Raw genomic sequence first — 11,266 nt, forward strand, 5'->3', positions numbered from 1 at the left:
CCCCCCTGGGGGGGAGCGCCGAAGGCGCTACGGGGGGGAGCGGTCATCCGGCAGGTACAAGCGGTCGGAATAGGTCGCCAGCCAGTCGGGCCGGTAGGCCACGAAGATCGCTGTCAGCATGCCGGTGATGAAGGCCTCGCCCGAGGCGGTGAGAAACCGCGCCAGCAGCAGGTCGCCATCGTCGGTGCCCACCGGGTTGGTGGCGCGGCCCAGCGCCAGCGCGCCGGCCAGCGCCACCGCGATCCAGGTGGTGAAGAAGCCCCGGCCCAGGATGTAGATGAACAGGTGGCCTGGCAGCCAGCGCCGCACGCCGGCGCCCAGCAGCATGGCCAGGGTGCCGGGCACCAGGCCCAGCCACACCAGCCGGTGCAGGCCCTCCTGCCAGGGCAGGTCGCCCAGCGCCACCACCACGCCGGCCACCGGCAGCAGGGCCAGCACCGCCAGTGGCCAGCCGGCCAGCAGCACCAGCAACGACGCGCCCGACAGCGGCTGGATGATGCGGCTGTCGGCCAGCAGGTCGGCGCCCCAGCACAGCGGCAGCACCGCGCAGCAGGCCAGCCAGGGCCAGGGCGGCCCGCCGGCGCCTGTGGCACGCCAGGGCTGCAGGGCCAGGGCCAGGGCGGTGGCCAGCACCACCAGGAACAGATCCACCATCATCGGGCTGATTCTGCGTGTCGGCCCGTGCCGGGCCATGACATCCGTCAAGCTGGCTGCTGCAGCAGGCCGACAGACCCGGCACTGTGCGGTGGTGCGCTGCCGCATTTCGGGCCCAGAATCGCCCGATGCCTGCCGTCGCCGCCACCGAAGATCCGCCCGCCGTGCACTGGACTGGCGACGACGGCGTGCCACAGCAGGCCGACTGGCGCTCGCTGGCCGGGCACCCGCCTCCGGCCCGGTTGGAGCTGGCCGGCAGCGACTTGCCCGCCGATGCCGCCTTGCGCCTGCTGCGCGGCGGCACCGGCCTGCTGTGGCTGGGCGACTATCCCAATGCCCGCCACCTGCTGCAGGCCCTGGGCCGGCGGCTGGATGCGCGCACCGCCCGCCCGGCCCGGGCCGGCGGCAGCCTGCAGGCGGCCTTCCTGGCCCAGCGCGCGGCCCAGGCCGAGCGTGCCCGCATCCTGGGCGGCCTGCTGCTGCCCTTTGACGCGGACCACGGCCTGCCGCTGCGCCGCGCGCCCGATGTGCGGGCCGCCGGCGCCCAGGCCCATGGCCCGGTGACAGCGCACTATGTGCAGTCGCTGCGTGAATTGCTGGGCCTGGTCGGCGCATTCGAATGGCGGCGCAAGGGGGTGCCCATCCCGGCGCTGGGCGCGTCCATCCATCCGCACCACGGTGTGTTCTCGCCGGTGCGCGGCGAGTATGTCGACCTGGTGGCACAGGCGCCGCTGCCCGCGGTTGCGCAGGCCCACGGCGCGGCCGACATCGGCACCGGCACCGGCGTGCTGGCGGCGGTGCTGGCCCGGCGTGGCCTGGCCGTGGTGGCCACCGACCTGTCGACCGCCGCGCTGGCCTGCGCCGGCGACAACGCCCGCCGCCTGGGACTGCAGCGGCAGATCACCCTGGTGTCGGCCGATCTGTTCCCGCCCGGGCGCTTCGGCCTGGTGGTCTGCAACCCGCCCTGGCTGCCGGCGCCGGCCAGTTCAGCGCTGGAATCCGCCGTCTACGACCCCGACAGCCGCATGCTGCGCGGCTTTCTGGCCGGGCTGGCAGACCATCTGGCGCCGGGCGGCGAGGGCTGGCTGGTGCTGTCGGACCTGGCCGAGCACCTGGACCTGCGGCCCCGCGCCGTGCTGGACGGCTGGATCGCCGCCGCCGGCCTGCGGGTGCTGGGCCGGCTGGACACCCGGCCCCGCCACCACCGCCCGCTGGATGCCAGCGATCCGCTGCACGCCGCCCGCGCGGCGGAAGTCACTTCACTCTGGCGCCTGGGCGCTGCCTGACCGATGACCACGGCTCTGCTCTACCCCCGCACACTGACCGCCGCCGAATTCGCCCCCTACGGTCGCGTGCTGCAGGTGCCGACCGATGGCGCGGGCGGCCAGCCGATCAACGAAGGCACCAGCATCCGCCACGAACTGCTGGCCGATGCGCAGCTGACGGCCGAGGCCGGTCGGCCGGTGCTGAGCATCAGCCGCGCGCAGGCGCGGGTGCTGCCGATGGCGCTGACCGGCATGGAGCGCCACGCGCTGGGCAGCCAGGCCTTTGTTCCGATGGGCGCCGCTCGGCGGCTGGTGGTGGTGGTGGCGCCGCCGGGGCCGGCGCCACGGGGGCTGGACGAGCTGGAGGCCTTCGTCAGCGACGGCACACAGGGCGTGTGGCTGGCGCCGGGCACCTGGCACCATGCGCTGCTGGCACTGGATGCCGGCGACTTCCTGGTCGTCGAACGCCGCGCCGAGGTGGTCGACTGCGACGAGGTGGCGCTGCAGCCACCGGTGTGGCTGGCCCCGCCAGGCTGAGCCCGGACGCGGGGCAGGACCTGCGTCCTGGCCCGCGCCTGGCGAAGCGGCCGAGCTCTGCGAGGCCGTGGGGCAGCCCGGACACGGGGCCGCCAGGTTCAGCCGCGGGCTGCGGCGGCCTGGGCGGCGGCAGCCGCTTGCTGGGCAGCGGCGGCCTTGGCCAGCACGGTGGCGGCATGCTGGCTCTGGGCCAGGTGGTCGACGCTGCCGAGGGCGGCCAGCGTCATGCACAGCGACAGGCCGGCGGCGGCCAGGGCGTGGGCGATGCGGGTGCTGCGGGCGGTGTAGGCGGTGTTCATGGCGGGCTCCTGGGGGTGTCGGTCGGGGTGTCGATGGCTGCACTCTAGGCAGGCACCCGGGCGGCCACCACCGCCTTGCGACAGAACGCCGGCCGCCGCGCCCCAGTTGCAGAAACCCCCGATGAACCGCGCCGCCGCGGGCTACACCGTGCGCCGCAGCGCTTCGAAGAACAGCTCGCTCTGCAGCCGCTCGCCCAGCGTCTGGGCGCACACGCGGGCGGCCAGGTCCGCCTCCACCGGCGCCAGCGGCCGGCCCGTGGCCTGCGCCAGCACCTGGGCCTGGCAGGCGCGCTCCAGGTAGTACAGGTCGTCGTAGGCATGGGCCAGCTGCGGCCCGCAGACCACCACGCCGTGGTTGGCCAGGAAGACCACGTCGGCCGCGCCGCCGCCGGTCAGCATGGCGCGGGCGATGCGCTCGCCCTCGGCCACGTCCAGCGCCAGGCCGTTGTAGTGCGCGTCCACCGCCACGCGGCCGTGGAAGCGCATCGCCGTCTGCGACAGCCGGGTGTCCAGCGTGCGGTCGGCCGTCAGCGTCAGCGCGGTGGCATGCGGCATGTGGGTGTGCAGCACGCAGGGCTGGCGGGCGATGCGGTGGATGGCGGCATGGATGTACATCGCCGTCGATTCCACCGGATGGCGGCCGGCCAGCACCGTGCCTGCGGTGTCGACCAGCACGATGTCGTCGGCCTGCACCTCCTGCCACAGCAGGCCGCGCGGGTTCAGCAGGAAGCGGCCCGACTGGTCGGGCAACTCGACGCTGAAGTGGTTGCAGACCCCTTCGGCCAGGCCGTGGTGGGCGGCGGCGCGCAGCGCCAGGGCCAGGTCGGCGCGCAGCGCGGCCACGGCGGCGCTGTCGAAATCCTGGGTGTGCGGGTTCAGTGTCATGGTGCGCTCCGGCGCTGCTCGCGCAGCATGAAGAGGTACAGGCTTTCCACCTTCTCCCGCGCCCAGGGCGTCTTGCGCAGGAACTTCAGGCTGGAGTTGACGCTGGGCTCGTGGGTGAAGCAGCGCAGCGCGATGCGCTCGCCCAGGCCGGGCCAGCCGTAGTGCGCCACCAGTGCGGTGACGATGGCCTCCAGCGTGAGGCCGTGCAGCGGGTTGCGGGGCTGGGCGGCCGGGGTGGGGGTGGGCATGCGCCGATTCTGGCAGCGGCTGGCGCTGGCCATACTGACTGCACCCTCCCAACGCAACGGCGCCACGCGATGAAGAAATCCGTCACCACCATGGTCAACGAGGCCCTGGCCCTGATCACCACCCACAGCGTCGAGACGGCGCGGGCGCTGCATGGCCTGCCCGGCGTGCAGTTCGTCGACCTGCGCGACCCGCGCGAGCTGGAGCGCGAGGGCGCCATCCCCGGCGCCTTCCACGCGCCGCGCGGCATGCTGGAATTCTGGGTCGACACCGAGTCGCCGTACCACAAGCCGGTGTTCAACCAGCCGGGCACGCAGTACGTGCTGTTCTGCGCCGGCGGCTGGCGCTCGGCGCTGGCGGCGCGCACCATGCTGGAGATGGGCATCGAGAACGTGGCCCACATCCACGGCGGCTTCGGCGCCTGGAAGGCCGCCGGCCATCCGGTGGAGCAGAAAGCGGAGCGGCCGGCCCGGGTTGCCCCGGGGCCGGCCGCCTCCTGACTGCCGGGGCCGATCAGCCGGCGAACTTGGCGACCGCGGCCTTCAAGCGCTCGCCGAACACCTTGGCCGTGGCGATGTCGCCCGGCACCATCTCGTCGGTCGAGGCGTCCGACGGGGTCGAGGTCATCAGGCCGGCCGACGAGGCGACGTAGTTGATCGAGTCACGCGTGGCCGCCTTGTTGTTGCTGGGCATCATGCCGGTGCCCACCCACAGGCCGCTGTGCTGCATGGCCAGCGTCATGAAGTAGTGCAGGGTGCTGTGCTTGTCGCCGTTCATCGACGCGCTGTTGGTGAAGCCGGCGAACAGCTTGTCCTTCCAGCCTTGGCCGAACCAGGCCTTGCTGGACGCATCGGCAAACTTCTTGAACTGCCAGCTCACGCTGCCCATGTAGGTGGGCGAGCCGAAGACGATCAGCTTGGCCGCGGCCAGGGCCTCCCAGCCGCCGTCGGGCAGGTTGCCCTCGGCGTCGATGGCCAGCAGCTGCGCGCCGCTGGTGGCCGCCACGGCCTCGGCCACCTTGGCGGTGTGGCCGTAGCCGCTGTGGAAGACGATGACGATGTCGCTCATGGTGTGTGCTCCGTTGATGCCCCGTGGGTGCCGGGGAATGCCGTGATTCTGCGGAGCGGCAGCGCCCGGGGCGTGCGGTGGGGTTGATGCGACCGTTCTAAAAATCTGATGGGCCGAGCCGTTCCAGCACCAGGTCTGCAATCGCCAGGCTGGAGGTGAGCCCGGGTGATTCGATGCCGAACAGGTTGACCAGCCCCGGCACGCCATGCACCGCCGGGCCGTCGATGCGGAAATCGGCCGCCGGCTCGCCCGGGCCGCTGATCTTGGGCCGGATGCCGGCATAGCCCGGCTGCAGCACGCAGTCGGGCAGGCCGGGCCAGTAGCGCCGCACCTCGGCATAGAAGTGGTCGGCGCCTGCCGCATCCACGGTGTAGTCGATGGCATCCACCCATTCGAAGCTGGGGCCGAAGCGGGCCTGGCCGCCCAGGTCCAGCGTGAGGTGCACGCCCAGGTGGCTGCTCTGGCCCGGCGCCGGGTAGACCAACCGGCTGAACGGCGCGCGGCCGGGCAGGGTGAAGTAGCAGCCCTTGGCCAGGTGGTCGTGCGGGATGTGGGCGGCATCCAGCCCCTTGAATTGCCGCGCCAGCGCCGGCGCCTGCAGGCTGGCGCTGTTGACCACGGTGCGGGCGCGCAGCTGCATCGGCTCCTCACCGCCCACGTCCAGTTCGATGCCCTGCGGCGTGCAGCGGCCTGCCTGCACCGGTGCGCACAGCGCCAGCACCGCGCCGGCGGCCTCGGCATCGCCCAGCAGGGCCAGCATCAGGCCGTGGCTGTCGATGATGCCGGTCGACGGGCTCAGCAGCGCGCCCACGCAGTGCAGCGCGGGCTCCAGCGCCTGGGCTTCGGCGGCGCCCAGCCGCTGCAGGTCGGGCACGCCGTTGGCGTGGGCGGTGGCCAGCAGCCTGTCGAGGGCCGGCAGCTCGTCGGCCGTGGCCGCGACGATCAGCTTGCCGCAGCGCTGGTGGGCCACGCCGTGGCTGGCGCAGAAGTCGTACAGCAGTTGCTTGCCGCGCACGCACAGCCGCGCACGCAGGCTGCCGGTGGGGTAGTAGATGCCGGCGTGCATGACCTCGCTGTTGCGGCTGCTGGTGCCGGTGCCGAAGGCGTTCTCCGCCTCCAGGATCAGCACCTCGCGCCCGGCCTGCGCCAGGGCGCGGGCCACCGCCAGGCCGACCACGCCGGCGCCGATCACCACGGCATCGACGTCTTCCATCGGGCTTCAGATGCCGCCAGCCACCAGGGCTGCGATGGCCTCGCCCATCTGCGTGGTGTTGGCCGTGCCGCCCAGGTCGGCGGTCTTCGGGCCGTCGCGCAGCACCGCCTCGATGGCGCGCAGGATGGCGTCGTGGGCGTCCTTGTGGCCCAGGAACTCGAGCATCATCGCCGCGCTCCAGACCATGGCCACCGGGTTGGCGATGTTCTTGCCGAAGATGTCGGGCGCCGAGCCGTGCACCGGCTCGAACAGGCTCGGAAACTTGCGCTCCGGGTTCAGGTTGGCGCTGGGCGCGATGCCGATGGTGCCGGTGCAGGCCGGGCCCAGGTCACTCAGGATGTCGCCGAAGAGGTTGGTGGCGGCCACCACGTCGAAGCGCTGCGGCTGCAGCACGAAGCGTGCGGCCAGGATGTCGATGTGCTGCTTGTCCCAGGTGATGTCGGGGTGGCGGGCGGCGGCCTCGGCGGCGCGCTCGTCCCACCAGGGCATGCTGATGGCGATGCCGTTGCTCTTGGTGGCCACCGTCACATGCTTGCGGGCACGGCTGCGGGCCAGGTTGAAGGCGTAGTTCAGCAGCCGCTCGCTGCCGTGGCGGGTGAACACGCTTTCCTGCAGCACGAACTCGCGCTCGGTGCCGCCGAACATCACGCCGCCGACGCTGCTGTACTCGCCCTCGGTGTTCTCGCGCACGATCAGCATGTCGATGTCGCCCGGCTTCCTGTTCGCCAGCGGGCACGGCACGCCGGGCATCAGCCGCGCCGGGCGCAGGTTGATGTACTGGTCGAACTCGCGCCGGAACTTCAGCAGGCTGCCCCACAGCGAGATGTGGTCCGGCACCGTGTCGGGCCAGCCCACCGCGCCGAACAGGATGGCGTCCATGCCGCCGATCTGCGCCTTCCAGTCGTCCGGCATCATCTGGCCGGTCTGGGCAAAGTGGTCGCAGCTGGCCCAGGCGATGGGCGTGATCTCCAGCGGGATGGCGAAGCGCTGGGCCGCCGCCTGCAGGGTGCGCAGGCCTTCGGGCATCACTTCCTTGCCGATGCCATCGCCGGGGATGGCGGCAATGCGGTGGGGGGTGGTCATCAGGGGTCTCCAGTGCAGGGCGACCGGCATGCTAGACGATGGCCCGCGATTGGCCGGCGACTGGCTGGCCGTGGCAGCACTGGCGCCGTGGCGCCGGATCCGGGTGAACCCTGATCCTGATCAACCGCCGGGTGGGCGCGTACGGCTAGCCTGCCGGCTGTTTTGCCCATCCCACGGCCGCTGCGCGGCTGGCGCCCATGCCGACTGCTCCCGCTGACACCCCTTTGCCGCCCGCCATGCTGCCGCAGCTGGCTGCCAGCGGCCTGCGGCCGCTGACCCTGGCCAGCCGTCCGCTGCTGCCCATCGTCCAGGGTGGCATGGGTGTGGGCGTGTCGGCCCACCGGCTGGCCGGCAGCGTGGCCGCGCTGGGCGGCGTGGGCACGCTCAGCTCGGTGGACCTGCGCCGCCACCACCCCGACCTGATGGCCCGCACGCAGCACCTGCCGCAGCGGGTGGGCTGCGACGACGACAGCCGCGCCCAGATCAATGCCGCCAACCTGGAGGCCCTGCGCCGCGAGGTGCGCGCCGCGTTGGCCTTGTCCGGCGGCCATGGCCTGGTGGCGGTGAACGTGATGCGCGCCGTCAGCGACTACGCCGCCCATGTGAAAACCGCGCTGCAGGCGGGCGCGCCCATGGTGGTGGTGGGCGCCGGCCTGCCGCTGGACCTGCCCGATCTGGCGGCCGACCATCCCCGGGCCCTGCTGGTGCCCATCCTCAGCGATGCGCGTGGCGTGGCCCTGGTGGTGAAGAAGTGGGAGCGCAAGAAGCGCCTGCCCGATGCCATCGTGCTGGAGCACCCGCGCCTGGCAGGCGGCCACCTGGGCGCGGCCAAGATCGCCGACCTGGACGATCCGCGTTTCGACTTCGAGCGCTGCATCCCTGAGGCGCTGGCCTTCCTGCGCAGCGCCGGGCTGGAAGGCCGCATCCCGCTGATCGCTGCCGGCGGCATCCGCCACCATGCCGACATCGCCCGCATCCAGGCCCTGGGCGGCGCGGCGGCACAGCTGGGCACGCCGTTCGCCGTCACCACCGAGGGCGATGCCAGCCTCGGCTTCAAGCAGGTGCTGACCGGCGCGCACGACGCCGACATGTGCACTTTCACCAGCGTGGCCGGCCTGCCGGCCCGCGCCGTGGCCACGCCCTGGCTGGTGAACTACCTGAAAGCCGAGCCCGCGCTGCAGTCGACGCTGCACCCCAAGGCCCGCTGCACCCAGGCCTTCGATTGCCTGGCCCAGTGCGGCCTGCGTGACGGCCTGCCTGGCTGGGGCCAGTTCTGCATCGACCAGCAGCTGGCAGCCGCCCTGCGCGGCGATGTGAAGAAGGGCCTGTACTTCCGCGGTGTGGGCGCGCTGCCGTTCGGCGACCAGATCCGCCCGGTGCGCGACCTGGTCACCCACCTGCTGACGCCGGCTGCCGCCGCACCATGGCTGCAGGGCGCCGAGCTGGTCGCCGTCTGAGATTCCTGTTCCATCCGCCCTGCCATGAACCCCTTCCAACCCCAAGCCGCCGGCCTGCCGTCCGGCAGTTTCGGCGCCCGCCGCGGCGCCGCGTTCCGGGTGCAGCCGCTGCGCCGGCTGCTGGCTGCGCCGCACCGCCTGGCGTTCGCCGTCGGCGGTGTGCTGCTGCTGGCCAGCGCGCTGTGGTGGGCGCTGGCCCAGGTGGCGCCGGCGCTCGGCCTGCCGCTGCCCTGGCTGCTGGACCCGGCGCTGGCCCAGGCCTGGCTGCTGGGCGTGGCGGTGTGGCCGCTGTTCCTGGTGGGCCTGCTGTGGGACGCGTTGCCGCGCTGGCTGGGATGCCCGCCGTTGGCAGCGCGGCTGCTCGCCGTGCCGCTGGCGCTGGTGGCCGGTGGCGCCGGCCTGGCTGTGCCGGGCTTCCACGTCAGCACCCCGCTGGCGGCCCTGGGCCTGGCCGCGGTGGCAGTGGGTCTGGCGCTGCTGGCCGGCCTGGTGGGCCTGACGGTGCTGGAGCACCGCAGCGCCCCCGGGCATGTCCATGCGTTGCCGGCCCTGCTGGCGCTGGCCGTGCTGGCGCTTGGCACCTGGGCCGGCGCGCTGGCACTGGCGCTGGGTCAGGGCCTGGCGTTGCAGCTGGCGTTGCAGGCGGCGCTGTGGCTGGGCCTGGTGCCACTGGCGGTGGCCCTGGCCCGGCCCGATGGCGCCAGCCTGACCCCGTCCGGCAGCCGCCAGGGCGTCTTGCAGCGCCTGCCCTGGTTGTGGCTGGGCACGGCCGCCGGCCTGACGCTGCTGCACCCCGACGTGCCGGCGCAGCCGGCACTGCTGATGGGCTGCCTGGGCACCCTGGTGATGGGGCGGGCCACCGCGGTGTCGCTGCGTCAGGCCGGCCGCCCCCCGCGCATCGGCCACGCCGTGTGGTTCAGCGCCTGTGCGGCGCAGGGGGCGGTGCTGGCCGCGCTGCTGGCGCCCTCGGTGGCCCCGCTGCAGGCCGGCGGCGGCCTGGCGCTGCTGGCGGCGCAGTTCTGGCTGGGGGCTGTGGCACTCTGGGCCTGGCATCTGCGCCCCAGCCTGCTGCGTCTGCCGGCCGGCGGCCACTGACGCCGCCCGGCGCCCGCGCCCCGGCAGGGCGGGGCAGGGCTTGTGCCGGCTGGCGCCACCGGTGGCCTGTGGCAGACTGCATCAATCATCACACCATTGAGACGCCGCCATGCCCGCCACCACACCCCACAACCGCATCGCGCTGGTCACCGGCGCCGGCTCGGGCATCGGCCTGGGCTGCGCCGCCGCCCTGGTGGCCGATGGCTGGCGGGTGGTCTACACCGGCCGCCGGATGGAGGCGCTGCAGGCCGCCATCGCCAAGGCCGGTGACCCGTTCGGCGACATCGCCGAGCGCGCCCTGGCCGTGCCCTGCGATGTGGGCGACGAGACCGCGGTGGATGCGCTGTTCGCCGCCATCGGCCAGCGCTTCGGCCGGCTCGATCTGCTGTTCAACAACGCCGGCGTCTCGCTGCCGGTGCAGACGCCCGACGAGATCGATGCCGCCACCTGGCGCCGTGCGGTCGACACCAACCTGAACGGCGCGTTCTTCTGCCTGGCGGGCGCCTTCAAGATGATGCGCCAGCAGTCGCCGATGGGCGGGCGCATCATCAACAACGGCTCGATCTCGGCCCATGCGCCGCGGCCGGGCTCGATCGCCTACACCGCCACCAAGCACGCCATCAGCGGCCTGACCCGTGCCGCCTCGCTCGACGGCCGGGCCTTCGACATCGCCGTGGGCCAGATCGACATCGGCAACGTGGCCAGCGACATGACCGAGCGCATGGCCAAGGGCGTGCCGCAGGCCGACGGCAGCATCAAGCCCGAAGCGCGCATGGAGCTGCAGTCGGTGGTCGACGGCTTCATGACCATGGCCCGGTTGCCGGCCAGCGCCAACGTGCTGTTCATGACGGTGATGGCCACCAAGATGCCCTTCGTGGGCCGCGGCTGAGCCGCCGCCCGGCGCCCACCCACGCGCCACCCTGGCCTGGCCGATGCACACCGCGGCAACGCCCGGCCCCCGCCCCTGGCCTGCGCTGGCGGGGGCGCCGTCGACGCTGCGGCAGTGCATCACCCTGGCCGTGCTGCTGCATGTGCTGGCGGTGCTGGTGTTCGGCAACACCGAGGGTGGCAGCGCCCAGCCCGGCCAGGGCGTGTGGGGCGCGCTGAACATCCGCCTGGCCGGCAGCGATGCCGGCGCCCGCGCCGAAGCCACCGTGGCGTCGGACGCGTACACCGGCCCGCAGGGTCAGGCGCGCGAACGCCGCTGGGGCGGCGCGGTGCGTGCTCCGCAGGACCGGCCTGATGTCCACAGCAGCCCCGGCGCCGTCCGCCAGGGCGTGTGGCAGCCGCAGGCCGCACCCGATCCGGCACCCGGCGTGCCGGCCGATGCCCCGCCGGCCACGGCCGCCGATCTGCCACCGGCTGCGGACGCCGCCGCCCCACCGCCCGCCCAGCCGCCCGTGCCCGAAGCGCCGGTGCCCGACCGGGTGCCGCTGCTGGCCCGGCCCGCCGAGGCCGTGCCGG

14 protein-coding genes are annotated in these 11,266 nt (G+C 73.5%); 7 read left to right on the forward strand and 7 right to left on the reverse strand.

The genetic code is table 11. The features are described 5' to 3' along the window. Positions 1–27 precede the first annotated feature (27 nt). The gene (locus FFT10_RS25890) at positions 28–657 is read right to left on the reverse strand and encodes a hypothetical protein (protein WP_137735775.1); all 630 of its coding nucleotides are present in this window, start codon (positions 655–657) and stop codon (positions 28–30) included. A 125-nt stretch (positions 658–782) separates the two neighbouring features. Here FFT10_RS25890 and FFT10_RS25895 point away from each other — a divergent pair, with 125 nt between their 5' ends. Continuing rightward, entirely contained in the window at positions 783–1,940 is a 1,158-nt protein-coding gene (locus tag FFT10_RS25895) for a methyltransferase (protein WP_137735776.1), read from the forward strand. Between the two features lie 3 nt (positions 1,941–1,943). After that, a complete protein-coding gene (locus tag FFT10_RS25900) occupies positions 1,944–2,456 on the forward strand; it encodes an ureidoglycolate lyase (RefSeq protein ID WP_137735777.1) in 513 nt (170 codons plus the stop codon). Positions 2,457–2,554: 98 nt separating this feature from the next. On the opposite strand, the gene FFT10_RS25905 is transcribed toward FFT10_RS25900, so the two are convergent. The 3 genes from FFT10_RS25905 to FFT10_RS25915 all read right to left on the reverse strand — a co-directional run bounded on the left by FFT10_RS25905 (position 2,555) and on the right by FFT10_RS25915 (position 3,888). Beyond that, complete coding sequence (locus FFT10_RS25905; protein WP_137735778.1) at positions 2,555–2,755, reverse strand: hypothetical protein; 201 nt, start codon at positions 2,753–2,755, stop codon at positions 2,555–2,557. A 141-nt stretch (positions 2,756–2,896) separates the two neighbouring features. Beyond that, on the reverse strand, positions 2,897–3,640 hold the full coding sequence (locus FFT10_RS25910) for an aldolase (protein WP_137735779.1): 744 nt from the start codon (positions 3,638–3,640) through the stop codon (positions 2,897–2,899). After that, complete coding sequence (locus tag FFT10_RS25915) at positions 3,637–3,888, reverse strand: VF530 family protein (protein ID WP_137735780.1); 252 nt, start codon at positions 3,886–3,888, stop codon at positions 3,637–3,639. Before FFT10_RS25915 ends, FFT10_RS25910 begins: the two co-directional genes overlap by 4 nt. Before the next feature lie 69 nt (positions 3,889–3,957). On the opposite strand from FFT10_RS25915, the gene FFT10_RS25920 reads away from it, so the two are divergent. After that, positions 3,958–4,386 carry a rhodanese-like domain-containing protein gene (locus FFT10_RS25920; protein ID WP_137735781.1) on the forward strand — a complete coding sequence of 143 codons (429 nt, stop codon included), beginning with the start codon at positions 3,958–3,960 and terminating at the stop codon, positions 4,384–4,386. Positions 4,387–4,399: 13 nt separating this feature from the next. On the opposite strand, the gene FFT10_RS25925 is transcribed toward FFT10_RS25920, so the two are convergent. The 3 genes from FFT10_RS25925 to FFT10_RS25935 all read right to left on the reverse strand — a co-directional run bounded on the left by FFT10_RS25925 (position 4,400) and on the right by FFT10_RS25935 (position 7,250). After that, positions 4,400–4,954, reverse strand: coding sequence for a flavodoxin family protein (locus FFT10_RS25925; protein ID WP_137735782.1), 555 nt, complete (start codon positions 4,952–4,954; stop codon positions 4,400–4,402). 97 nt (positions 4,955–5,051) lie between these two features. Next, complete coding sequence (locus FFT10_RS25930; RefSeq protein WP_137735783.1) at positions 5,052–6,167, reverse strand: NAD(P)/FAD-dependent oxidoreductase; 1,116 nt, start codon at positions 6,165–6,167, stop codon at positions 5,052–5,054. A 6-nt stretch (positions 6,168–6,173) separates the two neighbouring features. Continuing rightward, on the reverse strand, positions 6,174–7,250 hold the full coding sequence (locus FFT10_RS25935) for a tartrate dehydrogenase (RefSeq protein WP_137735784.1): 1,077 nt from the start codon (positions 7,248–7,250) through the stop codon (positions 6,174–6,176). A gap of 236 nt (positions 7,251–7,486) precedes the next feature. Here FFT10_RS25935 and FFT10_RS25940 point away from each other — a divergent pair, with 236 nt between their 5' ends. From FFT10_RS25940 to FFT10_RS25955, 4 genes are all read left to right on the forward strand, one after another. Beyond that, positions 7,487–8,707 carry an NAD(P)H-dependent flavin oxidoreductase gene (locus FFT10_RS25940; RefSeq protein ID WP_228027319.1) on the forward strand — a complete coding sequence of 407 codons (1,221 nt, stop codon included), beginning with the start codon at positions 7,487–7,489 and terminating at the stop codon, positions 8,705–8,707. 24 nt (positions 8,708–8,731) lie between these two features. Then, the gene (locus FFT10_RS28685; protein ID WP_137735786.1) at positions 8,732–9,802 is read left to right on the forward strand and encodes an NnrS family protein; all 1,071 of its coding nucleotides are present in this window, start codon (positions 8,732–8,734) and stop codon (positions 9,800–9,802) included. Between the two features lie 109 nt (positions 9,803–9,911). Next, complete coding sequence (locus tag FFT10_RS25950; protein WP_137735787.1) at positions 9,912–10,691, forward strand: SDR family oxidoreductase; 780 nt, start codon at positions 9,912–9,914, stop codon at positions 10,689–10,691. 43 nt (positions 10,692–10,734) lie between these two features. Next, on the forward strand, positions 10,735–11,266 hold a 532-nt coding region (locus FFT10_RS25955; RefSeq protein WP_228027320.1), incomplete at its 3' end, for a hypothetical protein.

Source organism: Pseudaquabacterium pictum (assembly GCF_005403045.1).
In the GTDB taxonomy this organism is placed as follows: Bacteria; Pseudomonadota; Gammaproteobacteria; order Burkholderiales; family Burkholderiaceae_C; genus Pseudaquabacterium; species Pseudaquabacterium pictum.